Source organism: Streptomyces sp. NBC_01506, assembly GCF_045040295.1.
Taxonomy (GTDB): Bacteria; Actinomycetota; Actinomycetes; order Streptomycetales; family Streptomycetaceae; genus Streptomyces.
In genome coordinates this window covers 4,378,813-4,405,421 of record NZ_CP109422.1, presented here as the reverse complement: position 1 = coordinate 4,405,421, position 26,609 = coordinate 4,378,813, and the positions used below count along the sequence as shown (strand labels likewise).

The window sequence follows — 26,609 nt, the reverse complement described above, 5'->3', positions numbered from 1 at the left end:
ACGCGGCTATTCGTCGGCGTAGATCACGTCGTCGGCCAGCGTGAATCCGATGTCGCGCAGGCGTCGGGCGACTTCCAGGATGGGGCGTCCGCTGAGGACGGACCCCTGGTAGACCCGGCACAGCTTGACCGGGGTCTTCCTGTCCCATTGGTCCCTATCCTCGCGGTCACTGAACATCCGAAGATCCTCCAGCTCGATCTTCTCGAGTTGGGCGGCTTCGCCCGCCACCCGCAATCCGAGTGTCACGAGTCTGGCGGCCACCTTCGCGGGACGGCGCCCCAATCGGTTCGCCACACGCACCACATGGTTCACCGGCACTGGTACCGACGCGTCCAGCCATGGTGCGATCCGATCGTGATCGCGGCTGAGGATGGCAGGATCATCGACTCCGACCGTATCCGGCAGCACCATTCCTTCCACGAGCCGTAGTCCCAACTCGGCAAGCCGGGCCGCTATCTCCGCAGGACGACGCTTCGTCTGCTCGGCCGCCGCGAGGACATGGCCCAGGGGAACCGGTTCGGCCACATTCAGCCATGGCTCGGCCCGGTTCACGCTGCTGCTGAGGATCACGAGATCGTCGAACTCGACCACGTCCGGCGGCGCGGCGCCCGCCGGAAGGTCCAGCCCGAGTTCCGCGAGCCTGGCGGCCACCTCCACGGGACGGCGCTTCGTCCGCTCGGCCACTGCCAACACGTACCCCAACTGAACTGGCCAGATGGTGCTCAGCCAGTGCGGATTCCGCTCGCTTCCCGTGTTGAGCAAGGCGAGATCTTCGGGGTCCACGGCCGTGGGCAGCACAGCCTCCGTGTGCAGTTGCAGGCCGAGCCGGACCATCCTGTCCGCCACTTCCCCCGGTGGCCGCCCCACCACATGGGCGGCCACCAGCACCTGCGCCGGTGGCACCGGCCTGGTGATGTCCCACCAGTACAGCTCGTCCTTCGGGTCCTCGCGCAGAATGATCAGGTCGTCGGGCTCCACGACCGAGGGCGGCGCGGCGCCCGCCGGAAGGTGCAGTCCGAGTTCCGCGAGCCTGGCCGCCACTTCCGTGGGGTGGCGTTTCGTCTGCTTGGCCGCCGTCAACAGGTGCCCCAGCGGAACCGGTTCGGCCGCGTCCAGCCACTGCCGCCGTCCGCCCAGATCCGCGACGCTGAGCAGGCGGGAGTCATCGGGCTCGGCGATCTCGACCGCCGCCGCGCCCTGGACGAGGAACGGCCCGAGTTCCGCGAGCCTGGCCGCGATGTCTGGGGGGCGGCGTTTCGTCTCCTCGGCGACTGCCAACACGTGCCCCAGCGGAACCGGTTCGGCCGCGTCCAGCCACGGCGGCATCCGGTCGAGGTCCCTGCTGAGAATGAGCAGGTCATCAGCGATGACCGTGTCGGGCAGGGGCACACCCTCCGCAAGCCGGAATCCCAGCTCCAGGAGCCTGCCCACCGTCTCTCGCGGACCGCGTCCCACCGCGTGAGCGAACTCCAGAACGTGCCCCAGGGGCACCGGCCGCTCGGGGTCGAGCCAGTTCTCCGCGAAGTGCTGGCCCTTGGAGCTGAACTTGTTGCTCGGGTCTTGGCCGACTGGCTGGGAATTGAGCAGACCGAAGTCAGTGGGCCGGGCCCGTACCACCGACCCGGGGTCGGCGAGTGTCACCCCGGGGAGCGCCCCCGCCGCCGCCGCAGCCCTGGCTCGCCATTCGAGGACGGGGTCCGCGAATGCCTTGATGGGATGGTCCAGCCAGGCGCTCCCATCCGTGATCTCTCTGTCCAGCGGGAAGCAACCCGCCTTGGTGATGTCCAGCTCCCGCCCGCCCGCCGTCCAGGGGCTGTACCCGCAGTCCACCGCGGCTTCGGCTATCTCGTCCGCCAGCGCGGGATGGTGGGCGACCAGATCCGACAGCCAGTCGTGGCCGAAGACCTCGCCACCCTCCCGCAGCAGCGCCGGGATCTCCTCGCGCAACCGCTGCCGGACATGGCCCTCGTCGTAGGCCAGGGTGCGCCTGCGGTCGACGGTCAACTGCGGCACCTTTGTCCCGGTCAGGTTGACCACGAAGCCGAACAGCGGAACACCGATCCACACACCGTCCGCCAGGACGCCGCCTTGTGTGTTCGTCCACCACACATCCGGACGGGAGGTGCCGTCAACCGCGATGTCGGCGTCGCGCACCGTATCCGCGTCATACGGGTCTCCGTAGCCCAGCGGCGCCACGTCCGACAGCTCGTTCGGCTGCCACTCGAACCGGTCCTCCGCGTCCTGTGCCACGACCGAGTACTCGGAGATCCACAGCAGCCGCCTCAACAGGCTGGTGCACGACGGCAGTTCGGCGGACGGGCGGGGATACAGGCGCACGGTGGTGCCCGCCTCGTACCCCCGTCCCAGATCCTGGATGTGGAACAGGGACCCCGGTCCCGCGATGTCCACCTGGAGGCGTCGCCCCGGGTGACCCTCGCGGTCCAGGCGGCAGGTGGTCACCGAGACGTCGTCGGCGAGCATGAAGTAGCTGAGTACGCCGATGCCGAAGCGGCTGTTGGGGTGGAGTTCGATGCCCACCTCGCGCCATTCGGCCTGCTCGTCCAGGTATTCGGGGAGGTCGGCGAAGCGCATGCCGGCATGGGAGAAGACTTCGCGGAGTTCGCGTTCTCCCATGCCGATGCCGTTGTCGGTGCACTCGATGTAGGTCCGGCCGTGTTCGTCCACGTCCTGACTGAAGGTGATGCGCCCCGGAGAGGGGGCGACGTCGGGGTGGCGCAACCGGAGGTACCGGGTGCGGGCCCCTCGGTAGCGGCAGGCGTCGAGCGCGTTCTGGTACAGCTCCCGGATCGCCAGCGCCGGATCTCCGTACAGTTGCTCGCCCATCAGGAGCTTCTGGATACGGTCGTCGGCGAGTCGGAAGCGCAGGTCCGTCGTCTCGTACGCGAGCTTCCCGGCGGCGGTCGGGGCCGGCCGCACCTGGTCGGCCGTGGCGTGCGCCGGCAGGTCCTCCAACGGCTTCATCTGAGGATCACCGCCCGACTGGATGTCGACCGTGCCGAACAGCGCGTCCAGGGCGGCGGCCTGCTGCTGGAGAGCCAGGCCGATCGCCGGATGGTGGCAGGTGGCGTTGAGGACGCGGGTGCGGCCGTAGTGGTCCCAGCGGGCCGTCTGGATCGTCCGGTGCAACTGCTCCAGTTTTACGGAGTAGTTGATGCCCAGGTGCTCCACGACGACGTCCGACAGCAGGATCGGGTCGATCGCCAGGTGGTGCGCGACCGTGACCAGGACGGTGAGCAGTTGCTCCCGTACGTGCTGCTCCACATCGGCACCGCCCGCCAGGTGGCGTTTGGGCCGGATGGTGGTGGTGTCGAACGAGGTGCGCAGCGAGCGCAGCAGCATCGGCAGGGTCTTCAGCTCGAACAGTTCGGCGACCAACTTGCGGTCGGCGTCGGCGGGCAGGTACTCCAGCAGGCTCTCCACGGGGCCGAGCAGGCTGTCGAGGACCTTCTCCTGGAACCCGCCGGGCTTCGTCGTCAGCCAGCGGCGGAACAGCCACCAGGCGATGTCGGACGCGCGGTCGCCCTTGTCGGGCGACAGGTCCGCGAGTTCGGCGCGGCGCACGAGCCGTTCGCGGTTGTTGAAGAACTGCTCGTAGCTCGCGCGGGCGGCGCTGGGACAGGGCACCTGACCGAGGTCGGTGGGCCGGACCTCCAGGGCCTGTACCGAGGCACGGTTGGTGCACGACACGTAGAGGTAGGGCACGACGACCAGCAGGGCGGCCTCGGCGGCGGACAGTTTCAGTTTGTCCGGGCTGAGCTTGGACAGCAGCCAGCCCACCGCGCCGGTCATGCGTTCCGCGAAGTCGACGGGCCGCCAGGGGTCTTCCGTCAGCAGGGTCTCGTCCCGGGCGGACTGCGGGGCGATCTGGGCGACGAGGGCCACGGCGGCGGCGCGCATGGCGTCGGCGCCGGGGGTGCCGTCGACCAGCTTCCACGCCGGGTGGCCGCGGGCCGCCGTCACCCAGGGGTGCTCTCCACCGGCCCCCGGCGCGGTGCGGTCGGGCCGCTCCAGCACGACGAAGTCCTCGGTCTCCGTCTCCGTACGGACCCGGATCTGCTGGCGAGGCAGGTCGTGTTGGGCCGTCAGCGCGTCCGTCGCGCTCTGCAACTGTTCCTTGAGTTCGCGCAGCGTGCTCCCGCCCGCCTCGTCCGCCACGACGGTGCTCAGGGCGCGGGAGAAGATGCTGAAGGTGCTGTTTCCTGCCCGGGTGTAGCGCGAGCGCTCGCCGGGCGAGCAGGCGTACACATGGCCGTAATGGCGGTCGCCGGTGCGCACGACCCGCATGTTGGACCAGCCGACGGCGTTGCCGACGGACATCTCCCGCAGGGTGATGCCCTCACGGCAGGCGTCCACGAACACGACCACGTCACCGGCGTCGCTGCGCTCGACATAGCCGCTGAAGTCGAGCGAGAGGCATTTGCCGCGGAAGTCGTGGGACGCGGTCCGCGCGCCCTTGGGGACGAGATAGTCCTTGCCGTCGTGGTGGATTCCGTGGCCACTGAGGTAGAGGAGCAGCGTCTCGTCCGAAGTGGCGCCCTGGAAGAAGGCTTCGACGGCGTAGTCGATGCTCTCCCGGTCGGTCTCCTCGACGTTGTGGGTGTGTACGTCGTACCCGACGGCGGACAGCGCCTCCGCCAACTCGGCGATGTCGTCGGTGACGAAGGGCAGCGGGTCGATGTGGGAGTCGAGGTAGGTCGGTACGCCGATCAGCAGGGCGCGGTACGAGCCGGTCATCACGCTCTCCGGCGGGATCAGGAGCCGAAGGTCAGCGTGATGGCGCCCTTGGCGCCCACTTGCGCGGATGTCCCCACGATGGCGATGCCGCCGGTCGCGGTGATCTCGAAGGAGACCTGCGCCTGCTGCAACGGCATGCCGCCTTCGGGTACTTGGAGGCCGGCGAGTACCTGATGCAGGGTGTCCACGGTGCGTTGGAGGTTGTCCCGCAGGACGGTGGTGGGGATACGCCGGACCGACGGGTCCTCGCCGCGACGTCCGAAGATGCCCATGTCGCCGGAGCCGGAGGGTGTTTCGGTATCGTCGATGGACACCAGTACGTCCAGCCCCGCCGGCTCCGCCACGGCGGCGTCTTCCTCGGCAGCCGCGACTTTGGCCGTCTCGAACATCGCTCCCCCTCGTCCCAAGCGTGGAAATCGTCACATCATAGAGTCATCGCGCTACTCTCCGAATGCCACTTGACGAGAATTCACCCGGTGCCGGTGCCGGTGCCGGTGTCGGCACCGCTGCCGCTGCCCGTACGCGTCGTCGCCGGGAGCGCGGCGGGGATGACGCAGGTGATGCCGGGCCGCCCTAGCCGGCGGGTTCGGGTGAGGGGCGGAAGCGGGCGGGGGAGGCGGCGGCGTAGCCCTGCTCCATCGACAGCGCGCGGGCGGCCCGCAGCGTCGTCTCGGTGGCGCGGGTGCGGGCCAGCGGGTCCCTCATCCGCCGGCCCGCGGCGGCGAGGGTGATGCTGGACGTGGTCTGTCCGGTGGAGCCGAACACGGGGGCGGACACCGCCCAGACGTCGTCGTCCAGTTCGTTCTCGCACACGTCGAAACCCTGCATCCGCACCTGGACGAGATGGGCGGTCACATGCTCGACCGTGTGCGGGGTGTCCGCGGTGTAGGCCGTCAACTCCTGTGCGCGCAGCACCATGGCGACGGTCTCGGGTGTCTGGTAGGCGAGGATGCTGCGGGCCGAGGCCGCCGCGTGCGGGGGCATGTCCTGGCCCACCCGGACGAACAGGCGCAGCGGGTGTATGCCCTCGACCAGGGCCACGCACAGCAGCCGGGAGCCGGTGAGTTCGGTGAGGAACACGGTCTCGCCGCTCTCCTTGGCGGCCTCTTCCATGGGGCGCGGCGGGCTGAGCGCCGTCCCCTGCGAGGCGACGGCCATCGTGGACAGCTCGGTGAAGGCCGGTCCGAGGAAGTAGCGGCGGTTGCTGGGGGAGCGGGTCACGTAACGTTCCTCGACGAGCGCGGCCATCACCCGGTGCAGACTGCCTATCGGGATGCCCAGCTCCTCGTGCAACTGTTGCAGCGACATGCCGCGCGCGTGGGCCGCGATGGCCCGCAGGACGCGCAGCGTTCTGGTGTAACTGTCGGTACTCAGCGGTCTGTCCGTTCGTTGGGGCCAAAGGACTACCGGGCGGGGGACAGGGGCTTCGTCCTGACACCGCCGGCACGCCCGCTCGTGCGTGGCGCCGGTGCCGGTGCGCGGTTACCCGTGCGCCGTTCCGGTCGGGTCCCCGGTGTCCGCCGTGTCCGCCGTCTCCGCTCCAGGGTCGTCCTCGTTCGAGAGTAGCGCCGCGGCGCCCACAGCCACCCGGAGCATGGCGAGTTGGGCGGGACGGTAGTCCTCCAGCCAGTCGTCGGTGGCGCGATTGGCGTGCGCGACCAGTACGGCGCCCGCCCGCAGGCCGAGGGCCCCGGCCACCGCCAGCACCGTCTCGGTCTCCATCTCCACGCCGTCGACGCCCAGTTCGCGAAGGTCGTCCATCCTGCTGGCCGCGCGTTCCTCGTGTCCGGGCAGGGGGCGCCCCTGCCCGAGGTAGTACGAGTCGACCGTGGCGACGGAGATCTCGGTGAGTGGTACGGCCAACTCGTGTGCCGTACGCCGCAGAGCGGTCAGGACGGCCGGATGGGCCGCCGGTCCGTCCGGGGCGAAGGGATAGTACGAGGCTGCGCCGCTGCCCGGCACCGCCCGGGTGGCCGCGCACACGGTGCCAGGCGCGATGCGGTCGGTCAGGGCGCCCATGCCGCCGGTGCGCAGCACGGTCCTGACTCCGAGCCGGGCCAGCTCGACCACGGCGATCTCGGTGGAGGGGCCGCCGATGCCGGTCGAGCAGACCGCGATCCGCCGCCCGCCGGGCGCGCGGCCGGTACCGATCCTGAACTCCCGGTTCTGGCCGAGGACTCGGAAGTCGTCCAGCACCTCGGCCGCCAGGTCGACCCGGGCGGGGTCGCCCGGGAGCAGGCAGACCGGTGGCAGGGCTTCGGCGGCGGCGCCGGCCGGGAGGTGGGGCGGTGCCCCCCTGTGCCAGGGATCCTGTGCGCTTCTCGCCATCGGCGACGACCTCCGTAGGAGTTCTTGATTTCCATAGATGGAAAAGGATGGGTGACGGGGGGGTAACTTTTCGGCATCTGGCCGAGACTGCATGAGTCACCGCGCGAGCCTCTGTGCCGGGAAAATCGAACCCGCAACACGGTATACACCGAATTGAGGGTCAGATCTAGGTCTTGACTGTGGCTGAAAAACAGCCCAACCTCTGAACAACGCAGTGGAAATACGCTTTCCAGATACGGAAGCTGCAATGCGGTGGTGTGTGCCGGTGGTCCGGAACGATCCCGCCGGGCCCCGTACGGACATCGAGCCGCCGTGACTACTGAGGAGATCTTCATGCCACACCACCCCATACACGCCGATAACGGGTCTCATCGCGGCGCGGGCGTCTCGGCCGACTCGGGCCGCGCGACCGCGGGGGCGGGGTCCGCATGAACCCCCTGCTGTCGGTGCGCGGTGTCCACAAGACCTACACCGCCGCCAAGCGCTCGAAGGTGGTGGCGCTCGAGGACGTCGACCTGGACGTGGGCGAGGGCGAGATCGTCGCGCTCATCGGCCCCTCGGGATGCGGCAAGTCGACGCTGCTGCGGATGATGGCCGGTCTGGACACGGACTTCGAGGGCGACCTGAGCTGGAGCGTCCCGCCGCGTCCGGGCAAGGACATCGGCTTCGTCTTCCAGGAGCCGGCGCTGCTTCCGTGGCGCACGGTGCGGCGCAATGTCTCCCTGGGGCTGGAGGCGCAGCGCGACACCTCGGAGCAGGGGCGCGAGCAGGTGACTGCCCTCCTCGACCTGGTCGGTCTCACCGACTTCGCCGATTCGTTCCCCAAGGAGCTGTCCGGCGGTATGCGCCAGCGCACCGCCATCGCGCGGGCGTTGGCCTACAACCCGCGGATCCTGCTCATGGACGAGCCCTTCGGCGCGCTGGACGCGATCACCAGGGACCGGCTCCACGACGATCTGCTGCGGATCTGGGAGACGACCCACAAGACCATCGTCCTGGTCACCCACAGCGTCGAGGAGGCCACCTACCTCGCCGACCGGGTGGCCGTGATGTCGGCGCGGCCGGGCCGTATCAAATCCGTCCACACCGTCCCGCTGAGCCGTGAACGCACCCCCGAGACAAGGCAGTTGCCGGAATTCGCGAAGTTCGCCGGCATGCTCCGCCAGGAGCTGGTGTGAGCATGGAAACCCTCACCCGCCGCCGGGGCCCGGACCGGGACGTCAAGCGTTCCGCCGCGTCCGGCACCGGCGGCAGCGATATTTCCCGTATGTCCCGTGTGTCCCGCGGGGTCGTACGCGTCCTGACGCCGCTCGCGTACGCGGCGGTCGTGCTGGTCGCCTGGAGCGCCTACGTCCGGCTCGCCGACGTACCGTCCTATCTGCTGCCCGCTCCCGGTGACGTACTGGACGCGGGGGTGAAGCTGGTCCAGGACGGCACGCTGTGGCCCAACCTCACCTACACCCTGCGCAACATCGTGCTGGGATTCGTCGGCGGGTCACTGATCGGCATCGCCCTGGGCTGGGTCCTGTGGGCCTCCCGTACGGTCCGCGAGATTCTCGCCCCGTACATGGTGCTGCTCCAGGCGGCTCCGAAGATCGCCGTCGCACCGCTGCTGGTGCTGTGGTTCGGTCTCAGCCTGACCTCGCAGTACGCGCTCATCCTGCTGCTCGTCTTCTTCCCGATGGCCATGGCCACGATGCTCGGGCTGAAGGACGTGCCCGAGGACATGCGCACACTGGGCAAACTGCTGCATCTGTCCCGCTGGCAGTACCTGCGGATGATCCAGCTCCCCGCAGCCGTGCCCGCGCTGCTGGCCGGCGCCAAGATCGCCGTCATCGACGCCATGACCGGCGCGTTCCTGGCGGAGTACCTCGCCTCCGAACGCGGCCTGGGTTACCTCATGGTGCTCGGCAACACCTCCAGTGACACCCCACTGCTGATCGCCGCGGTCCTGATCACGGTAGCGGTCGGGCTCCTCGGATTCGGCCTCGTCTCCCTGGCCGAGCGCAGGCTCCTGCGCGGACGCCGCTGAGTTTCACTCCCACCTCGCCTCCCTAAGGACAGATCATGAACAGCACCAGCAGAAGGTCCCTGAAGCTCGTCGGCATCCCCGCCGTCCTGGCCGTCGCCGCGCTCCTCGCCACCTCGTGCAGCCCCGGCTCCTCCGACTCGGCGAAGACGTCGTCCGACGGAACCAAGAAGGTCACCATCCAGATCGACGGCGCCGCGGTGCCGTACTACGCCCCGCTGTACGCGGCCAAGGAGCAGGGCTACTTCGCCGACGCGGGCCTCGACGTCCAGTTCACCTACGCCCAGGGCTCCGACATCGTGAAGAACGTCGCGTCGGGCAACGTCGACTTCGGCTTCCCGAACGGCGACTCGGTCATCACCGCGTACGGCAAGGGCATCAAGACCAAGGTCGTGCACACCACGTACCAGCAGGGCATCGGCGCGCTGCTGTCCCAGCCCTCGGCGAACATCAAGTCCCCCGCCGACCTGAAGGGCAAGACCGTCGCCGTCACCGACCTCGGCAGCCCCAACTACATCCAGCTCCAGGCGATGCTGGAGAGCGCCGGTCTGAAGCTGTCCGACGTCAAGGTCCGCACCCTGGGCACCGGCGTCATCGTGGACGCGCTGAAGAACGGGCAGGTCGACGCGATCGTCTTCTCGCGCCTGCGCTACTACGCGCTCCAGTCCGCCGGCGTCGACGTCAACCAGATACTGAGCGACAAGTACCTGCCCTCCTTCGGCAACGTCGTCATCGCCGGCGAGGACAAGGTCAAGAACGACCCTGACACGGTCAAGGCGTTCGACAAGGCGCTGAACAGCGGCATCGAGTACACGGTCAAGAACCCGCGCGCGGCGGTCGACATGTCGGTGAAGAAGTACGCCTCCTCCTTCAAGGGCCAGGAGAGCGACATCACCACGATCGTCGAGGACCTGTTCGCCAAGAGCCTGTGGCAGTCGGACAACACCGAGAAGAACGGCCTGGGCTCCGCGGACCTCGCGCGCTGGCAGCAGGCCATCGACTCCCAGAAGCAGTTCAAGCTCCTCGACTCGTCCTTCGACGCCGGTGACCTGGTGGTGAAGCCGAATGACCTCGGCTGAGGCGCCCGCCCGCGCCGGCCGCTCCGGCCACCCCGCCCGTCCCGGCCGGACGGCCGACGCCGTCCGGCCGGTGGTGATCGGCACGCTGTCCCTGCTGGCCGGTGTCGGCCTCTGGTGGCTGATCACCGCGGTGTTCTCGATACCGGCCTACAAGCTGCCGAGCCCGGCCGCCGTCGCCGAGCACGCCTGGCAGTTGGCCTCGGACGACGTACTCACGGTGCATGTCCAGCAGACGCTCGCCGAGGTGGCGCAAGGTGTGCTGATCGGCGCGGTGGCGGGGGTCGTCCTGGCGATCCTCTTCACCCGGCTGCCGATCGTCGAACGGCTGCTGATGCCGCTCGTCATCGTGGCGCAGGTGACCCCGAAGATCTCGATCGCGCCGCTGATCGTGCTCTGGCTGGGACTCGGTGTCGGCTCCAAGATCGCCCTCGTGGCCCTGGTGTCGTTCTACCCCGTCATGATCAACATGGTGACGCGACTGCGGTCCGTGCCCAAGGGCGTTGACGACCTGGCCCGTCTGCTGCGTATCGGACCGGTCGCCAGAGCGTTCAAGATCGACCTGCCGTACAGCCTGCCGGCCATCGCCGTGGGGCTGCGGCTGGGGGTGCTCCAGGCGGTGACGGCGGCGGTCATCGGCGAGTTCATCGGAGCGCAGTCGGGGCTCGGCTATCTGGAGAAGCAGGCGCAGGACAACGACGACATCAAGCTCGTGATCATCTGCCTCGGGCTGCTCTGTCTCATGGCCTGGGTCATGTACGCGCTGATCGGCTGGGCCGAGCGCAAGCTCACCGAGCGATTCGGCGGCTGAGTTCCCCAGTTCCCGTTCCCCCCTTCCCCCTTCACCTCGATCCCCCTGACGCAGAAGGCAGGCCCCCCATGACGGAGGTTCAGGACCACAGTCCCGCGGTGCTCGACGACCGCGACCGGCACTTCGCGGACCACGCCGCGTCCCGGACCGACCTCGCGGTCTCACTGGGCCCGCTGCGGCTGGCCAACCCCGTCATGCCCGCGTCGGGCTGCTTCGGTCCCGAACTCGCCGCTCTCCTGCCGGTGCGTGAGCTGGGCGCCGTGGTCACCAAGACCCTCTTCTCGCAACGGCGTTCCGGCAACCCCTCGCACCGGCTCACCGAGAGCGCCCAGGGGATGCTGAACAGCGTGGGGATCCCCAGCCCGGGATCGCCGGAGTTCATCCGTACGGTGCTGCCCCGCTACCGGTCGTTCGGGGTGCCGGTCGTGGTGAGCGTCGGGGGCCTCGCCGTGGACGAGTATCTGCGGATCACCGAGGATCTGGCCGACGCGCCCTGCGAGGCACTGGAGGTGAACGTCTCCTGCCCGAACCTCGAGCACGGCGGGCTCGCCATCGGTACGGACGCGGCGACCGTGGAGCGCGTCGTCTCCGGTGTCGTGGCACGCACGTCGCTGCCCGTCGTCGTCAAACTCACCCCGAACGTGACCTCGATCGGCGACATCGCGCGGGCCGCCGAGCAGGCGGGCGCGAGTGCCGTGACCGTCGCCAACACCTTCCCCGGCATGGCCATCGACGTGCACGGGCGCAGCGCGGTGCTGGGCAACGGGGTGGGAGGGCTGTCCGGACCGGCGGTGCGGCCCCTGGTGCTGCGCCTGGTGTGGCAGGCCGCCGAGGCCGTGTCGATACCCGTCGTCGGATGCGGCGGCATCAGCACCGCGCGGGACGTCCTGGAGTTCGTCCTGGCCGGGGCCACCGCCGTACAGATGGGCACCGCGACGTTCACCCGCCCGTACGCGATGACCCAGGTCCTGCGGGATCTCGACGTCCTGTGCGGCGAACTCGGCATCGCCCGTCTCGCGGACGTACGCGGCACGGTGCGGATCTGACCTCGTACGTCCGCACCTCGCGCTGCTCTCCACCGACCGTCCCATTCACGGAAGGCCCCACATGAACCTCGCCCAGGTCCTGCGTACGGCACCTGACGCGCCCAGCGCCTTCCAGAGCGCCGGGCAGCGCAGCGCCGAACTGTACGCCGACATCCTCGCGGTGGCCCCCGGCGGCGACGGCCGGGTCGACATCGAAGCCGTCCAGAGCCGGCCTTCCATCCTGCGCCGCACCGCGGCCCTGCTGTCCGAAGCGCTCCCGCCGGGGACCGACCGGCTGGTGTGCGCCGGCCCCGACGGCATCGCCGTCACCACCGCCCTGGCGCTGCACACGGGGCTGCCGTTCGCGACGGTGACCGGCGGGACCGGCGGCGGGGACGAGGCGCGACTGACGGGCGAGGCCCACGCGGGCGAACACACCGTCGTCGTCGTGCCGTTGGTGGGTACGGCGCAGGACGCGGCACCACCGGTGCTCGCCGCCCGGAAGGCCGGGATGCGGGTCTCCGGCGTCCTGAGCGTGCTCGACAGCAGTGACGGCAGTGGCGGCAGCAGCGTGGCGGACGTGCTCCAGGAGCGGTACGACGTACGGTTCCACGCGCTGTTCTCCGCCTTCCCCGCCCTCCCCGCCCTCCCCGCCTTCTCCACCACCACCGACAAGAAAGAGGTGGATCCCCGATGACCGAAAGCACCCCCGCGATCCTCGCCGGCATCCGTGAACTCGGCGCGGCCACGGACGCCTACGGCACCACCCTCAACACGCAGGTCTCCCCGGCCGCCGCCGACCTCATCGGCCGGGCCGTCGCCGACGCCGTACGCGAACTGGCACCGGACCACATCTCGGTGTGGGAGAGCAGCGACGAAGCCGTACTCGCCCACATCGTGGCCCTGGCCACGGGCGCGACCGTCCTGCGGGTCACCGACGAGTCCGGGATCACCTCCGTCACCCCGTCGATCACCCCCGGCGACCGGGTCGTGCTGCTGGCGACCGCCTGGGAGCCGCGCCGGCTCCAGGCCATGCTCAGTCTGCTGCGCGGAGCCGACGCCGAAGTGACGGCGGTGGCCGCCGTCCTGCACACGCCGACGCTCGACGCCGCCGGTTCCGTACCCGTCGTATCGCTGCTCTCCGAGGCGGAAGCCTCGTCGGCCGGCCTGCGATGAGCGCACCGACCCTCCAGGCGGCCATCGCGGCCCTGCCCCGCGCCGACGCCGACCGGCTCCAGACACATCTGGACACCTTCGCCGCGCTGTCGGAGCCCGGCAGCGGCCCCGGCGTCACCCGCCTCGCCCACACCCCGCTCGAGCGCCGGGCCCATGACGTATACGCGGCGTACATGCGTGCGCTCGGCCTGGAAGTACGTACGGACACGGCCGGCAACACGGTCGCCGAACTGCCCGGCACGGCCCCCGGACTGCCGGGGGTGGGCACCGGCTCGCATCTCGACAGCGTGCCGGGCGCCGGCGCGTACGACGGGATAGCCGGTGTGGTCGCGGCGATGGAGGTGGCGCGGCTGTTCGTCTCGGGCGGGATCCGGCTCACCCGGCCGGTCCGCTTCGTGGCCTTCGCCGCCGAGGAGGGAGCCCGCTTCGGGCAGGCGTGCACGGGCAGCCGGATCGTCGCGGGGCTGACCGGCCCCGCCGATCTGCGGGCCAAGCGGGACGCCGGGGGCGTATCGCTGGCACAGGCCATGGAAGCCGTGGGCCTCGACCCGGACGACACGGAGTCGGCCCGCTGGCGCGCCGAGGACTGGGCGGCGTTCCTGGAACTGCACATCGAGCAGGGCTCGTTGCTGGAGTCCGAGTCCGTTCCGATCGGACTCGTGGACCTGATCTCGGGCAGTACCCGGCTGCGTCTCGACCTCACCGGACGGGCCTCGCACACCGGGGGAACCCCGATGCGGCTGCGGGCCGACGCGATGGCCGCGGCGGCCGAGGTCATCCTGATGATCGAGACCCTTGCCAACGACAGCCGCCATCACGGCACCCGCGCGACGGTCGGCCGTATGCACGCCTCGCCCGGGTCCCTCACCACGATCGCCGGGAGCGCCGAGGTGTATGTCGACGTCCGGGACGTCGACAACGACCGGCAGCGGCTGACGGCGGCGGAGATCGTCGACGCCGCGCAGAGCATCTGCTCCCGGCGCGGGATCGGGTGCGAATCCCAACTGCTGGCCGACGCCTCCCCCGTCATCCTCCCCCGCTGGCTGCGGGACACCGTCGCCGAGGCGGCGACGGACGCCGGGATCGCGCACCGGGTCATGCCCAGCGGAGCCAGCCACGACGCACAGATGATCAACCATGTGGTGCCCACCGGCATGATCTTCGTCCCCAGCCACAACGGCGGGGTCAGCCACAGTCCCGACGAGCTGACCCGCCAGGACGAACTCGCGGTCGGCACCGACATCCTGGCCTCGGGTCTGCTGCGACTCGACGCCCGGCTGTCCGCACAGGAGGCCCCAGCAGCATGAACACCCTCGACACGGACGCTGGCATACCGGTCAGGGACAGCGTCACACCGCTACGCGGATCCGGGACCGACCTGCCCGCCCCGACCTGGCACCGGGCCCGGGTCCTCGCCTCCACCCCGTACGGCCGGGGCTACCACTTCCTGCGGCTGGAGGCACCGAGCATCGCCCGGACGTGCCAGGCGGGACAGTTCGTGATGCTGACCGCCGCCCGGGACGGCGAGACGGACCCCGTCCTGCCCCGCCCCATGGCCGTGTACGGCCGGAATCCGGAGGCCGGCACCCTCGACATCCTCCTCGGAGTGGTCGGTGACGGCACGCGCCGGCTGGCCTCCTTCCGGCCGGGCGAGCGGATGCTGGTGGTGGGACCGCTGGGCCGGGGTTTCAGGATCGCGGCCCCGACGCGGCGCGTCCTGCTGGTCGGACGGGGCATCGGCACCTGTTCGCTGACCACGGTCGCGCAGGAGTGCGCGGGGACCGACATCGAGATCGCCGCCGTGGCCAGCGGCCGGAGCGCGGACCGGGTCGTGGGCGCGGACGTCTACCGGGCGGCCGGTGTGACACGGCTGTACGAGGTCACCGACGACACCGGCGCCAGCGATCCGGCCCAACTGCGGGACCTGCTGACGGCGGAGCTGGACCAGGCCCCGCCGCAGCAGATCATGACGTGCGGTTCGGAGCGGCTGGCCCGGCTCTGCGAGGAGCTGGGCCGCCGCTGGTCGGCGGACGTACAGGTGTCGCTGGAGGCCCATATGGCTTGTGGCCTCGGGTACTGCCACGGCTGCGCCACCGGGACCCGCAGCGGTCCCGAGGAGTCCCCGCTGATCTGCGCGGACGGCCCGGTCTTCCGCCTCGCGCGCGCGGACACCGGCCGGTGAACGGCCCTGCGGGGACGACGGTCCTGCGAGGGGTCCGACCGCTCGGCGGTGCGCCGCAGGACGTGACCGTACGCGGCAGCCGCATCACCGCCGTAACACCTTCCGTGACAACAGCCGACGGCGACGGTCTGATCCTGCTGCCGGCCCTGGTGGACCTCCACACCCATCTGCGCGAGCCCGGTGACACACCCTCGGAGACCATCGCGAGTGGTACGAGGGCGGCGGCGCACGGCGGGTACTCCGACGTGCTCGCCATGGCCAACTGCGTACCGGTGACGGACACTCCGGAACGCGTACGCCACATCATCGACCGGGCGGCGCTGACCGCGTCCTGCCGGGTGCACCCGGTGGGGGCCGTCACCAGCGGACTCGCGGGTCGCGACCTCGCGCCCCTCGATGCCATGGCGGCGGCGGGCGCCGTGATGTTCTCCGACGACGGCGTATGTGTGGACGACCCCGCGCTGCTGGTACGGGCGTTGGAGGCGGCACGCCGTACCGGAACCCTCGTCGCGCAGCACGCGCAGTGCCCGCGTCTCGTGGCGGGCGGCCAGGTCAACGCCGGTGCGGCGGCGCGCGCCACCGGTCTGCCGCCGTGGCCGGCGACGGGCGAGGAGTCGATCGTCGCCCGCGACGTCGTACTCGCCGGGGCCACCGGCGGACGGCTGCACATCTGTCATGTCTCCACAGCCGGGACCGTCGAAATCGTCCGCTGGGCGAAGTCACGCGGCTGGCCGGTGACGGCCGAGGTGACCCCCCACCATCTGCTGCTCACCGACGCCATGACGCACGACGCCGACCCCCTGCACAAGGTGAACCCGCCCCTGCGCACGGCAGAGGACGTGACGGCGCTGCGCGCGGCCCTGCGCGACGGAACGATCGACGCGGTCGCCACCGACCACGCCCCGCACACCGCCTCGAGCAAGGACAACCACTGGTGCGAGGCCCCGTTCGGCATGCTGGGCCTGGAGACCGCCCTACCCGTGGTCGCCGAGGCCCTGGGCGCCGGGGCCGAACCGGACTGGGCCCTCGTGGCCACGGTGATGTCGACCCGCCCCGCCGCTGTCGCGGGGCTGTCCGCCGTGGCGGGCCGTCCCTTGCGCGCGGGGGAGCCGGCGACGTTCACCCTGGTGGACCCCCGGGCGAACTGGCGGGTGGACCGGACACGGTCGGTCAGCGCGTCGGACAACACCCCCTTCCACGGCATGACGTTCCGCCATCGCGTCGTGGCGACCATGGTCGAGGGCCGCGTCACGGCGGACATCGACGGCCGACTGGCCACATCGACGGGCGGCCCGGACGGCGCGTGAGCGTCAGGAACCCATGGCGGCCCGGTCGGACTCACTGCGCAGCACGCACAGTTCATTGCCCTCGGGGTCGGCGAGAACCGCCCAGCCCGACCCGTCGGGATTCCGGTGATCGGCGACAAAGGTGGCCCCGAGACCCATCAGCCGCTCCACCTCCTCATCGCGGGAGGTCTCGGGGCGCAGACACAGATGGATCCGGTTCTTGACGGTCTTGGGCTCGGGCACCTGATTGAAGTGCAGCACCGGTCCGTCCGCGAGCAGCACTTGAGTCTCCTGGGCACCCGGCCTGTCCTCCGGATGCAGCGGCCGGCCGGTGACACCGCTCCAGAACCGGGCCAGCCCATAGGCATCCGCACAGTCGATCGCCACGTTCTGCAATACCGAAACCATGGGCGCGAGCTTCCCTGATCTCCGCGCCGAACGCCACCGAGTCGCGCTCACACGTCCTTCGAGTCACGAACCGGCACGGCCCCAACCTCCAGCAGTGACGTGCTGTACTCGATGCAGTTTCCGCCGTTCGTGCTGTAACTACTCTTCTGCCACTCAACTGGCAGAGTGCGTGCGCTGGTCACCCCTCGTAGGCGAGGTTGGGGTAGAGGTCGGCGGCTCGACGGTCCAGGTGCCTCAGCACGGCGGACTGGGCCATCGTCTGGTCCGGATCGGTGAGCACGCGGCTGACCAGATCGACCTCGTTCGCGTCGGCGACCTGCCGCAGCTTGTCGAGGTAGGCCGCGAAGCGGACGTGCTCGTCCGGATTCTGCGGGATGTCGTGAAGGTTCATGCGGCTTGCTCCTCAGGAAGCTCCGGTGATCGCGCGCCATCGCGCCTGGGCGGACTCAACGAGCTTGAACACCATCGCGAGCGCGGCCGCCGGGCTACCCGCGCCGCGGGTGACCTTGGTGCGGAGCTTGACGGTGGAGAACGTCGACTCGATCGGGTTCGTGGTCCGCAAGTGAATCCTGTGCTCGGCGGGAAAGTGGACTCGACGGCAGCCTCTCTCTTGCTGGCGGGCGCCCGACGCCGCGCCGAATGGCGGCATGGCGTGGCCGTCGACCCGGTACGGCTGCACGCCTGGATTGCCGATCCGGAAGGGGAGCCCGTCGAGGAACCGGCGGACACCGCGCTCTACACCCCGACCTACACACCAGACGGACCCGGCCCGGCAAAGGCCGGAAGAGGAGTACGACCGTGACTGACCCGCACATCCTTCTGTCAGGCGAAACGCTCGCCCTGGGGATGCCCCGGCACGACATGCTGCCTGAGTACCACAAGTGGGAGAACGACCCCCGAACCATCCTCGGGTACGGCAACCAGTGGGCGCAGTCCTGGGAGGTTCGCGCCGCCGGATACGAGCGTCAGAGGGGCAACGAGCGCTTCCAGCAGTTCGAGGTGGTGCGCTTGGAAGACACCGCAGCGGTGGGGATGACGATCCTTGAAGTCAACACCTATGTCCGTACTGCCGAGTTCGTGATCGTGCTCGCCCCGGAAGCGCGCGGCAAGGGGTACGCCGCCGAAGCGGCGCGACTGACCCTGGACTGGGCATTCCACCTCGCCCATCTGCGCATGGTGTGGCTGAAGGTGCTGGAGCCCAACCGGGCCGGAATCGCTGCCTACGAGAAGGCAGGCTTCCGCCCGTCCGGCCGGCTGCGGCAGTCCGGCTACTGGCTTGGGCAGCCCGTTGACGAACTACTGATGGACGCGTTGCCCGCGGACTTCCCCGGCCCGTCTGCCGTGGCCGCCACTCTCGGCACCTGACCTAGAAGACGCTGATGGGCGCCCCGTTCACCGATCTGCGGGCGGGGCTCCGCTGTCTCATCCTTACACCGTCAGGGAACCCGCGACGTGTACTTTCGCAACACGCCCTAGTCGTCCTGGTGCTCGTCCTCGCCGGCTCGCTCGGCAAGACCGACAACGAACGTTCCTCTGCCCCACTCCGTTCGCACGATGCCCCGCTCGCGCAGAACCCGAACCGCTCGACGTGCGGTCTCCCGCGCCACCTTGTGCCGCTCGCACAACTCGGACTCTGACGGGATGCGCTCGCCCGGACCGATCCTCCCCGCCTTGATATCGGCGGTGAGCGCGTCCAGCACCCGCATGTACGGCGCGTACGGAGTGTGTCGCGCTCACTCGCCGCGCACACACCTCGGGCTCGGGCCGTTGGCTCGCGCGCCCGGACGACCTGACGTGCGCGTGTGCCCGAGCGGGAGGGCGCACGCGAAGGGCGTGCCTTCCCGAGTGGCCAGGCGCCTGCTGGGGCACTTACGTCTGCGCGTATCCACCGTCGGCGAAGAACTCCGCACCGTTGACGAAACTAGCCGCGTCCGAGGCGAGGAACGTCGTCACCGCGGCGATCTCCCTGGGCTCGGCGAGGCGGCCCAGAGGGATGCCCTCCTCGGCCTGCTTGAGCACTTCGGCCGGGATCAGCTCCAGCAGACCCGGGGTGCGCGTACCGCCCGGCGATACGACGTTGACCCGAAAGCCGCGTGCGCGCGAGCTGAGGGCCCAGCCGCGGGCAAGACTGCGCACCGCGGCCTTCGACGCCGCGTAGACCTCAAGCCCGGGGTCGGGCCGCGTGGCGGCGGTCGAGCCGGTCAGGATTACCGAAGCACCGGCATTCAGATGCGGCAGCGCCTGCTGGAAAGTGAAGATCGTTCCCTTGACGTTGGTGGCGAACACGGAGTCGATCACCTCCTCCGTCACCTCGCCGAGCGGAGCTGCGATGCCGATGCCGGCATTCGCGACCAACACGTCGATACCACTGGCCTGTTCGCGCACGGCCTGGTAAAGCGCGTCGAGCTCTGCGGGTACGGAGACATCGCACACCACGCCGGTCACGCCGCTGCCGAGTTCGGCGACCGCGGCGTCCAGTGCGTCTTTGCGGCGACCGGTGATGAAGACCTGGGCGCCTTCATCACGAAACGCGCGTGCCGTTGCGAAACCAATACCGGTACTGCCACCGGTGATCACAGCGATCTTGCCTGCCAAGACGGCCATGCCGCCCTCCTCGAGAGTTATGGACCGTTGGGTCAATAATCATCCTCGATATGGACCGAGCAGTCAAGAACAGGCTCGGGAGGGGCTGCTCCGCAGATTGAAGGTGCACCTGACGGGACTGGGCCCGTAGGGGCCTACAGCGGTTTCCGTTCGGCCGACGGGTGGCTGCTACTGCGGCGCGGGGGCGGGCAGGAGTCGCGCCAGAGCGGACCGGGCCGCCGCGGTGAGGGTGTCGATGTCCATGCCTGTCCGCCCGAGGGCGATGAGGCCGAGCTGGGCGACGAGAACCGTGCGGGCCGTCTCGGCGGGGTCCGCACCGGGGGCGAGGTCGCCTTCGCGCCGGGCCCGCTCCAGCGCCTCGGTGAGGATGGCGGTGATCGCGTCGTAGCTGCGACGGGCCTCGGCGGCCACTTCCGGAGTGCTGGTGGCGAGTTCGGCGTTGCTGTTGGCGAGCAGGCACCCTCGACGCGCAACTGCCCCGTTGGGGTCGGCGGCCGGGCTGAGCACGAATTCGCGCACCAGGTCGATCCCTCGCGTCGCCGACTCCAGGCGCTCGCGCAGCATGAGCAGATTCGCGTTGTCGTAGTCGCGCAGCACCCGCAGGAACAGGTTGTGCTTGTCTCCGAACGCGCCGTACAGGCTGCCCTTGCCGAGCCCGCTGACGCGCAGCAGGTCCTCCAGGGACGTCGCCGCGTAGCCCTTGTCCCAGAACTCGTCGCGGACAGCGAGAAGAACACGATCTTCGTCGAATTTACGGGGCCGGGCCATGTCCTCATCGTATTAGTTCTGGACTGTACGGGCCATAACGGGTCCGCCCCGGACGGACCCGTTATGGCCCGCCCTCCAGCGGTGCGATAGGGACGGTGGCCTCCCGCATCCCGTCGTTCATCGTGCCGACGGCGCCGTACTTGTGCGCGTTACGCGTCGTCGATCGCCCGCGTCAGCCGCGCGTCCTGCGGTACGGGGACGTCGAAGGCGACCGGCCGGTCGGCCCCGTCCACGCGGATGACGCCCCGGTGCAGTTCCTGGGTGGCCCTGAACAAATGGGACACCGGACCCTGGTAGGCGCATACGAACACCTCGCCGTCCACGACCACGACACCGATCTCCACGCCCGGACGCGGTGGCCGCCCGTCGCCGACGTCCGCGGTGAGGACGATCGTGTACGCGGCATCGATCCCGCGCAGCTCGCCGGCCGTCCACGGCCGTACGCCGCTGCCCGTGTCCCGCGGTCCCTCGGTCGGGTGTGACAGGTTCCGCTCCTCACGTCCTCGACCCGCTACCACCGGGGTCACACCGTCACCCCTTTCGCCGCCGGGCCCCGGTGCCAGGCACCTACGTGGTGCGGTACGCCCGGAGGAAGGTCCGTACTCCCTCCACGACCAGTGGCCGGACGCGGCTGTCCTCCACGGCGTTCGCGGAACCGAGCCTGTCCAGCGCGACGCCGAACGTCAGCGCGATGAACTGGTCGGCCGCGAGCCGGGGATCGGGTACGTGGAGCAGCCCGGCCGCGCCGAAGGCGGCGAACTGTTCGGCCAGTGCCTCGTCCGGGGTGTCGGCCATGGAGTTGTAGCCCCGGTGCGGCAGGTGGCCGGACTCCGCTCGGACCAGTCGTTGCAGCGTCGCGTACTCCGTCGAGCCGAGCATGTCGGTCGCGATGCGCATCGAGAACGTGACCAGCGCGTCCTCGAGTTCGGCCTCCTCGGTGAGGTCGGTGAGGGTGTCGTCGATGGTGCGCCGGATCGTGGTGATCATCGATTCGCCGACGGCGTCCACGACTGCCCGCAGCAGCGTCTGCTTGTCGCCGAAGTAGTCGTAGACCGTCCGCTTCGAGACCTCGGCCCGCGCGGCGACCGCGTCGACGCTGGACCGGTCGAAGCCGTCGGCGAGGAACAGTTCCCGGGCCGCCGAGAGGATGGCGGCCCGCTTGGGCGTGGACCCCTCGCGCAGTGTCTTCGTGGTCGGCATGGGCCCATCTTAACCGTTCTACACTGCACGGTGTAGTGTAATTTCAGGGTGTCGCGGCGCGCGTGTGTCCGTACCCCGCCCGGCAATGACGGAAAGAGAGGACGTCCATGACCGCAACACCCGTTTCCCCGGTCCGCGTCGGGAAGGGGGCTGTCGGCGCTCTCGGCCTGCTGGCAGTCGCCACCGGTGCGTTGGAGTCGGTGGTGACGCCGACCCTCCCGCTCCTGCAACGCGAACTCGACATGAACCCCTCCGAAGGGGCGTTACTCAGCATCGTGCTGCTCATCACGGGCGCGCTCATCACGCCGGTCGCGGGCAAGTTCGGCGACCGCTACGGCGGGAAACGGGTCCTGATCCGGCTGATGGCGGTGGTCTCGGCCGGCGGTCTGGTCTCCGCGCTGGCGCCGAACCTGCCCGTGCTGCTGTTCGGCCAGATACTGCAAGGGGCGATGGTGGGCGCGCTGCCCCTGTCGTTCATCCTCGTACGAGAACACCTCCCCGCAAGGGAGTCGAAGGTGGCCATCGGGGTGGTCAGCGGACTGTTCGTCGGGGGCGGGATGGCGGGGACGCTGTCGGCCGGGCCCGTGGCGGAAGGGCTGTCCCGGCACTGGATGTTCGCGCTGCCGACGTTCGCGGTCATCGGCGCCACCGTGCTCGTGAGCAGGCTGATGCCGCACGATCCGCCCGGCCGGTCGGACGACGCGAGGGTCGACTGGCCGGGCCTCGTTCTGCTGAGCGGGACGCTGGTCACGCTCATGCTCGTACTCGCGCTGGCACCCGAGCTGGTCTCGCGGCCACTCGTGGCCGTCGCCCTCGTCCTGCTGTTGGCCGCCTTCGTGGGTGGATGGGTGGCCGTCGAGCGTCGTGCCCTCGCGCCGATGGTCGATCTGCGCCTGCTGGCCCGGCCCGCGGTGTGGAAGTCGTGTGTGCTGACGTTCGCGATCTGCGTCGGTACGGCCGTGCCGGTCCATCTCGTCCCGCAGATGTTCGCGGTGTCCGCCGACGACTACGGGTTCGGGGCCGGCGCCACCGAGATCGGCTTCTTCCTGCTGCCCGGCGCCGTGGCCGCGTCGCTGGCCGGGCCCATCAGCGGGATCGGGGCGCGGCGTTACGGCTCGCGTGCCGTGGTCACCGCCGGGATCGTCATCATGGCCGCCGGCCTGATCGCCCTGGCGGCCGTACACACCGAGGTCTGGCATCTCGTCGTCGGCAAGATGCTGGTGGCGCTCGCCAACGGCCTGTGTGTCACGGCGATGGTGACCAGCACCGCCACCTCCGTCGACCGGGGTGACACCGGCATCGCCACCAGTCTGGTCCTGGTGACCCGCGTGATCGGCTTCGCCGTGGGGGTGCAGCTCAGTGGCGGGATCCTCACCGCCGGGACCCCTGCCGGCTCCGATGTCCCGGCCGAATCGGCCTTCGTCACCGGCTTCGTCATAGCCGGCGCCGTCACGGCGCTGTCCCTGCTTGTCACCCGCACCATGACCAAAGGAGTCAAGGAATGACCCGCACCGATCAGCCGAGGCGCAAGGTCCTGATATCCGGGGCGAGCATCGCCGGGCCCGCGCTCGCGTTCTGGCTGAACCGGTACGGATTCGCGGTCACGGTGGTCGAGAAGGCGGGGGCACCGCGCAGCGGTGGCTACCCGATCGACGTACGCGGCACGGCACTCGAGGTCGTCCGGAGGATGGGAATCCTGCCGCGGCTGCGCGACGCGCACATCGACCTGCGCCGGCTGACCTTCCTCGACAAGGACGGCGGCGAGGTGGCCTCGGTCGACCCGCACACCCTCACCGGCGGTATCGCGGGACAGGACCTGGAGGTGCCGCGCGGGGAACTGACCGACGCGCTCCACGCGGCGGTCCGTGACGACGTGGAGTTCCTGTTCGACGACTCCATCGACACCCTCGACCAGTGCGGCCACGGCGTCGACATCACCTTCCGCGGGGGCGGCAGGCGTACGTTCGACTTGGTGTTCGGCGCGGACGGTCTGCACTCACGTACCCGCGAGCTGCTGTTCGGCCCCGAGGAGCGGTTCCACCGGTATCTGGGCTACTGCTTCGCCGGATTCACCATGCGTAACACCTTCGGGCTCTCCCACGAGATGACGATGTGGAACACCCCGGGCAGGGCCGCCGCGCTGTACGCCGTGGGGGACGGCGGCGACGTGCACGCCTTCCTCAACTTCGCCCACCCGCAGCCGCCGTACGACGCGTTCCGGAACCCACAAGCCCAACGGGACCTGGTCGCCGAGGTCTTCGCCGACGCGGGATGGGAGGTCCCGGGCATGCTCGCCGCCCTGCGCGACGCGGACGACCTGTTCTTCGACGCGGTCAGCCAGATCCGCATGCCGCGCTGGTCCGGCGGCCGGGTCGCGCTGGTGGGCGACGCCGCGTACGCGCCCTCGTTCCTCACAGGCCAGGGCACCGGCCTCGCCCTGGTCGGCGCGTACATGCTCGCCGCTTCGCTGGCCGGACCGGCCGACCAGGACCACGCCACGGGCTTCGCCGCCTACGAACGCGACACCCGCGAGTTCGTGACCCTGAACCAGGACCTGGTCGGCGAGGGCGACGCCACCCTCTTCCCCACCACCGCCCTCGCCCTGGAGCGGCGCGACGCCATGCTGCGCGATCTCGGCGCGCTGCCCGCCGCCGCTGAGGGGCGCCCGGCCCATTCGGCCCTCACCCTGCCCGTACGCGGCTGACCTGGCCGATCGCCGCACGCGCATGGGCTGTTGGATGCCGGCGGTACCAGGAATCTCTCCAAAGGATCTTGGGCGGTACGGCCGTTACCTCTGCCCGGAGAGTCCGTTACCCACGCGGATGATCAAGACCGGATGATCAAGAACTCTCTGAAGTGGACTGAGTAGCACGATATGGATCCCACATCGGTCGCGGAGCGCACCCTCGCGCCCGCGCCCGCACCCGCACCCGCGCCCGCGCCCGCGAATTCGTCCAGGCAGGCGGGCCTGGCGGGCCTGGCGGGCGACTGGTCAGATTTCGGATGCCGGATCAACGCATGGTCCCCCGAGGATCTTTTCGACCGGTACGAGAGCACGCGTTTCCTCTATCCGGCCAAGCGGGCACGGCTCGACCCGTACTGGCCGGTGATCCTCGACAACTGGCAGCGGGCCCGCCAGGCCGGCGAACTGCTGCACTGCGTGGTGACGTTCGAGGACCCGAAGGGCGGCTGGGCGTCGATGACGTCCTGGCGTTCCACCCACGCGGGCTGGCAGACCCAACACCTGGTCAGCCACGGCACGTTGGTGGGTGCCCGCGCGGTCATGCTGGGGGCCGTGGCGGTCCGGATGGCCGAGAAGCGGGACGCGGCCCAGCAGAACTGGTTCAGCCCCGGCAACCGATTCGCGGCCCTCGCCTTCGGCGGCATGGTGCGAAGCATTCCCCCTGGCCGGGCCGCGGTGGTGCCGGGCGACTATGTGATGGTCCCGCTGCCCCTCGCCCGTCAACTCGGCGGTTCGCAGAGCGGATTAGGTGGCGGTTCGCACGGTGGCTTGCACGGCGGTTCGTACGGCGGTTCGTACGGCGGCGGCGGGCGGCAGGCACGCGTGGTCGAGCTGGACGGCGGGGCGTGTCGGGAGCTGGCCGACCTCGCGGGCCGCTGCCGAGGTGAGGTGTACGTCCACGCCGAGGGCCTGGACCGGGACGATCTGAGGCTGGACGACGTCGACCGGCTCTACCGGCTGGTGGGCCTGCGCCGCTACCGCAGGATCTGGGTCGCGTACGACGCCTCCGGCCGGATGCGGGCGGCCGTACTGGCCTACCGGGGACCGCTGGGCTTCAACTTCTCCTTCCTGGAGAACCGGTGCGACCTGCTGGTGGCACCCGATCTCGACGTGGAGGAGACGCGGCGGTTGACGGACACACTGCTGGCCGCCGCGTGCCCCGCCTACGAGGGGTTCGAGCCCGGCTGCCTGCCCGTCGCGAGTGCCCTGCCGCTCGACCGGCTTGTCGCGGCCGGCGCGCGATCCGTCCGGCCGTACACCCAGGCGATCTGGCTCGCCGAGGCGTACCCCGATTTCTACCGGCACATCGACGACCTCTACGCGCGGCGCCTGCGCGGGCGGGTCGAGCACCCGAGGAGGACCGCATGAGTGTTCCGTATCTGATGGAGGACAGCCGCGAGGCCGACCGGCTGACCGCCAAGGTCGACGCCGACGCGTGGGTACGGGAGTACCTGGCCCCCGTGATGCCGCAGGGCACGCCCGACGTCCTCGACGTGGGCGCGGGGCCCGGCCACATCGCGCAGGCGGTGTACCGGTCGTGGCCCCGCGCGCGGGTCGTCGCCTTCGACGGCAGCCCCGGCCGGCTGGCCGCCGGTTCCGCGGGCGCGGACGGTGCCGTCCTCGTACGGCGCTGCGGCGACGCCCGCCAACTCCCCTTCGACGACGGCACGTTCGACGTCGTCTACTCCCGGCTGATGCTCCAGTACGTCGCCGAACGGGACCGGGCCGTCGCGGAGATGGCCCGTGTCACCAAGCCGGGCGGCACGGTCGTACTCTTCGATCTCGACGGCCAGCTCGTGTGGCACGACCCGGTCGGTCCCGAGCTGCGCGCGGTCCTCGATCCGGTGGTGGATGCCCTGCGTACGACCGGGTTCGACCCGCACACCGGTCGCGGGCTGTACCGGCTGGCCCGCGAGGCGGGCCTCACCGGCCTGACCGTGCGGGTCGATCCGTACCACTTGATCGCCGGAGCGGTGAATCCGGCCGAACGCGAACAGTGGCACCTGAAACTCGACATCGCCCGGCCCGCCATCGCCCGCGCACTCGGCTCGCCCGAGGCGGCGGACGACGCCGTCCGGATCTGCCTCGACCATCTGGACAGTGCGGAAACCCTCACCTACTCCGTCGCGTTCACCGTCACCGGCCGCCAGGAACGGACCCTCGGATTTGGGTAGCTTTGCCTCCTGGGCAGGGCCCAGGAGTGTCCGCCGCGTCGCCG

Annotated in this window: 28 protein-coding genes and 1 pseudogene; 16 read left to right on the top strand and 13 right to left on the bottom strand. The window is 70.1% G+C overall.

Features of this window, described 5'->3' with window-relative positions:
- Nucleotides 1-6: 6 nt before the first annotated feature.
- From OG329_RS19150 to OG329_RS19135, 4 genes are all read right to left on the bottom strand, one after another.
- Entirely contained in the window at nucleotides 7-4,755 is a 4,749-nt protein-coding gene (locus OG329_RS19150; protein WP_405796649.1) for a caspase family protein, read from the bottom strand.
- A 17-nt stretch (nucleotides 4,756-4,772) separates the two neighbouring features.
- Nucleotides 4,773-5,144: a hypothetical protein gene (locus OG329_RS19145; protein WP_405796648.1), complete on the bottom strand. Its 372-nt coding sequence runs from the start codon at nucleotides 5,142-5,144 to the stop codon at nucleotides 4,773-4,775.
- A gap of 184 nt (nucleotides 5,145-5,328) precedes the next feature.
- A complete protein-coding gene (locus OG329_RS19140; RefSeq protein WP_405801913.1) occupies nucleotides 5,329-6,102 on the bottom strand; it encodes an IclR family transcriptional regulator in 774 nt (257 codons plus the stop codon).
- Nucleotides 6,103-6,237: 135 nt separating this feature from the next.
- Complete coding sequence (locus OG329_RS19135) at nucleotides 6,238-7,083, bottom strand: nucleoside phosphorylase (RefSeq protein ID WP_405796646.1); 846 nt, start codon at nucleotides 7,081-7,083, stop codon at nucleotides 6,238-6,240.
- Between the two features lie 428 nt (nucleotides 7,084-7,511).
- Between OG329_RS19135 and OG329_RS19130 the strand changes: the two genes are divergently transcribed.
- The 10 genes from OG329_RS19130 (at nucleotide 7,512) to OG329_RS19085 (ending at nucleotide 16,689) form a co-directional block, all read left to right on the top strand.
- Entirely contained in the window at nucleotides 7,512-8,261 is a 750-nt protein-coding gene (locus OG329_RS19130; RefSeq protein ID WP_405796645.1) for an ABC transporter ATP-binding protein, read from the top strand.
- Nucleotides 8,262-8,263: 2 nt separating this feature from the next.
- The gene (locus OG329_RS19125; protein WP_405801912.1) at nucleotides 8,264-9,115 is read left to right on the top strand and encodes an ABC transporter permease; all 852 of its coding nucleotides are present in this window, start codon (nucleotides 8,264-8,266) and stop codon (nucleotides 9,113-9,115) included.
- A 35-nt stretch (nucleotides 9,116-9,150) separates the two neighbouring features.
- Nucleotides 9,151-10,191, top strand: coding sequence for an ABC transporter substrate-binding protein (locus OG329_RS19120; RefSeq protein ID WP_405796643.1), 1,041 nt, complete (start codon nucleotides 9,151-9,153; stop codon nucleotides 10,189-10,191).
- Nucleotides 10,178-10,999, top strand: coding sequence for an ABC transporter permease (locus OG329_RS19115; protein WP_405796641.1), 822 nt, complete (start codon nucleotides 10,178-10,180; stop codon nucleotides 10,997-10,999). The genes OG329_RS19120 and OG329_RS19115 overlap by 14 nt, the downstream gene beginning before the upstream one ends.
- 68 nt (nucleotides 11,000-11,067) lie before the next feature.
- The gene (locus OG329_RS19110) at nucleotides 11,068-12,045 is read left to right on the top strand and encodes a dihydroorotate dehydrogenase (protein WP_405796640.1); all 978 of its coding nucleotides are present in this window, start codon (nucleotides 11,068-11,070) and stop codon (nucleotides 12,043-12,045) included.
- A gap of 61 nt (nucleotides 12,046-12,106) precedes the next feature.
- Entirely contained in the window at nucleotides 12,107-12,721 is a 615-nt protein-coding gene (locus OG329_RS19105) for a hypothetical protein (RefSeq protein WP_405796639.1), read from the top strand.
- On the top strand, nucleotides 12,718-13,200 hold the full coding sequence (locus OG329_RS19100) for a hypothetical protein (protein WP_405796637.1): 483 nt from the start codon (nucleotides 12,718-12,720) through the stop codon (nucleotides 13,198-13,200). Before OG329_RS19105 ends, OG329_RS19100 begins: the two co-directional genes overlap by 4 nt.
- A complete protein-coding gene (locus OG329_RS19095) occupies nucleotides 13,197-14,507 on the top strand; it encodes a Zn-dependent hydrolase (protein ID WP_405796636.1) in 1,311 nt (436 codons plus the stop codon). The genes OG329_RS19100 and OG329_RS19095 overlap by 4 nt, the downstream gene beginning before the upstream one ends.
- Complete coding sequence (locus OG329_RS19090) at nucleotides 14,504-15,382, top strand: dihydroorotate oxidase electron transfer subunit (protein WP_405796634.1); 879 nt, start codon at nucleotides 14,504-14,506, stop codon at nucleotides 15,380-15,382. The genes OG329_RS19095 and OG329_RS19090 overlap by 4 nt, the downstream gene beginning before the upstream one ends.
- Complete coding sequence (locus OG329_RS19085) at nucleotides 15,379-16,689, top strand: dihydroorotase (protein ID WP_405796633.1); 1,311 nt, start codon at nucleotides 15,379-15,381, stop codon at nucleotides 16,687-16,689. The genes OG329_RS19090 and OG329_RS19085 overlap by 4 nt, the downstream gene beginning before the upstream one ends.
- Before the next feature lie 3 nt (nucleotides 16,690-16,692).
- Here OG329_RS19085 and OG329_RS19080 read toward each other — a convergent pair whose 3' ends face one another.
- The 4 genes and pseudogenes from OG329_RS19080 to OG329_RS19065 form a co-directional block, all read right to left on the bottom strand.
- Entirely contained in the window at nucleotides 16,693-17,076 is a 384-nt protein-coding gene (locus tag OG329_RS19080; protein ID WP_405796631.1) for a VOC family protein, read from the bottom strand.
- A gap of 47 nt (nucleotides 17,077-17,123) precedes the next feature.
- Nucleotides 17,124-17,258, bottom strand: coding sequence for a DUF397 domain-containing protein (locus OG329_RS19075; RefSeq protein WP_405796630.1), 135 nt, complete (start codon nucleotides 17,256-17,258; stop codon nucleotides 17,124-17,126).
- Nucleotides 17,255-17,467, bottom strand: a complete 213-nt coding sequence (locus OG329_RS19070) for a hypothetical protein (RefSeq protein ID WP_405796629.1) — start codon at nucleotides 17,465-17,467, stop codon at nucleotides 17,255-17,257. The genes OG329_RS19075 and OG329_RS19070 overlap by 4 nt, the downstream gene beginning before the upstream one ends.
- A 27-nt stretch (nucleotides 17,468-17,494) precedes the next feature.
- A pseudogene (locus OG329_RS19065) lies at nucleotides 17,495-17,662 on the bottom strand (IS256 family transposase); the annotation flags it as partial.
- Here OG329_RS19065 and OG329_RS19060 point away from each other — a divergent pair.
- Both OG329_RS19060 and OG329_RS19055 read left to right on the top strand, forming a co-directional pair.
- The gene (locus OG329_RS19060; RefSeq protein WP_405796628.1) at nucleotides 17,639-17,878 is read left to right on the top strand and encodes a lasso peptide biosynthesis B2 protein; all 240 of its coding nucleotides are present in this window, start codon (nucleotides 17,639-17,641) and stop codon (nucleotides 17,876-17,878) included. The pseudogene OG329_RS19065 and the gene OG329_RS19060 sit on opposite strands and share 24 nt — an antisense overlap.
- Nucleotides 17,875-18,441, top strand: a complete 567-nt coding sequence (locus OG329_RS19055; protein WP_405796627.1) for a GNAT family N-acetyltransferase — start codon at nucleotides 17,875-17,877, stop codon at nucleotides 18,439-18,441. Before OG329_RS19060 ends, OG329_RS19055 begins: the two co-directional genes overlap by 4 nt.
- Before the next feature lie 107 nt (nucleotides 18,442-18,548).
- Here OG329_RS19055 and OG329_RS19050 read toward each other — a convergent pair whose 3' ends face one another.
- The 5 genes from OG329_RS19050 to OG329_RS19030 form a co-directional block, all read right to left on the bottom strand.
- Nucleotides 18,549-18,782 (bottom strand): winged helix-turn-helix domain-containing protein, encoded by a 234-nt coding sequence (locus OG329_RS19050; protein WP_405796625.1) that lies wholly within the window; start codon nucleotides 18,780-18,782, stop codon nucleotides 18,549-18,551.
- 163 nt (nucleotides 18,783-18,945) lie between these two features.
- The gene (locus OG329_RS19045; protein ID WP_405796624.1) at nucleotides 18,946-19,680 is read right to left on the bottom strand and encodes an SDR family NAD(P)-dependent oxidoreductase; all 735 of its coding nucleotides are present in this window, start codon (nucleotides 19,678-19,680) and stop codon (nucleotides 18,946-18,948) included.
- 168 nt (nucleotides 19,681-19,848) lie between these two features.
- Nucleotides 19,849-20,448: a TetR/AcrR family transcriptional regulator gene (locus tag OG329_RS19040; protein WP_405796623.1), complete on the bottom strand. Its 600-nt coding sequence runs from the start codon at nucleotides 20,446-20,448 to the stop codon at nucleotides 19,849-19,851.
- A gap of 149 nt (nucleotides 20,449-20,597) precedes the next feature.
- Entirely contained in the window at nucleotides 20,598-20,975 is a 378-nt protein-coding gene (locus OG329_RS19035; RefSeq protein ID WP_405796622.1) for a DUF2255 family protein, read from the bottom strand.
- A gap of 40 nt (nucleotides 20,976-21,015) precedes the next feature.
- Nucleotides 21,016-21,648, bottom strand: a complete 633-nt coding sequence (locus OG329_RS19030) for a TetR/AcrR family transcriptional regulator (protein ID WP_405796621.1) — start codon at nucleotides 21,646-21,648, stop codon at nucleotides 21,016-21,018.
- Between the two features lie 107 nt (nucleotides 21,649-21,755).
- Here OG329_RS19030 and OG329_RS19025 point away from each other — a divergent pair, with 107 nt between their 5' ends.
- The 4 genes from OG329_RS19025 (at nucleotide 21,756) to OG329_RS19010 (ending at nucleotide 26,565) form a co-directional block, all read left to right on the top strand.
- Nucleotides 21,756-23,153, top strand: coding sequence for an MFS transporter (locus OG329_RS19025; protein ID WP_405796620.1), 1,398 nt, complete (start codon nucleotides 21,756-21,758; stop codon nucleotides 23,151-23,153).
- Nucleotides 23,150-24,352, top strand: a complete 1,203-nt coding sequence (locus OG329_RS19020) for an FAD-dependent monooxygenase (RefSeq protein WP_405796618.1) — start codon at nucleotides 23,150-23,152, stop codon at nucleotides 24,350-24,352. The genes OG329_RS19025 and OG329_RS19020 overlap by 4 nt, the downstream gene beginning before the upstream one ends.
- Before the next feature lie 171 nt (nucleotides 24,353-24,523).
- On the top strand, nucleotides 24,524-25,759 hold the full coding sequence (locus tag OG329_RS19015) for a hypothetical protein (protein WP_405796616.1): 1,236 nt from the start codon (nucleotides 24,524-24,526) through the stop codon (nucleotides 25,757-25,759).
- Nucleotides 25,756-26,565 (top strand): methyltransferase domain-containing protein, encoded by an 810-nt coding sequence (locus OG329_RS19010; RefSeq protein ID WP_405796615.1) that lies wholly within the window; start codon nucleotides 25,756-25,758, stop codon nucleotides 26,563-26,565. The genes OG329_RS19015 and OG329_RS19010 overlap by 4 nt, the downstream gene beginning before the upstream one ends.
- Nucleotides 26,566-26,609 lie beyond the last annotated feature (44 nt).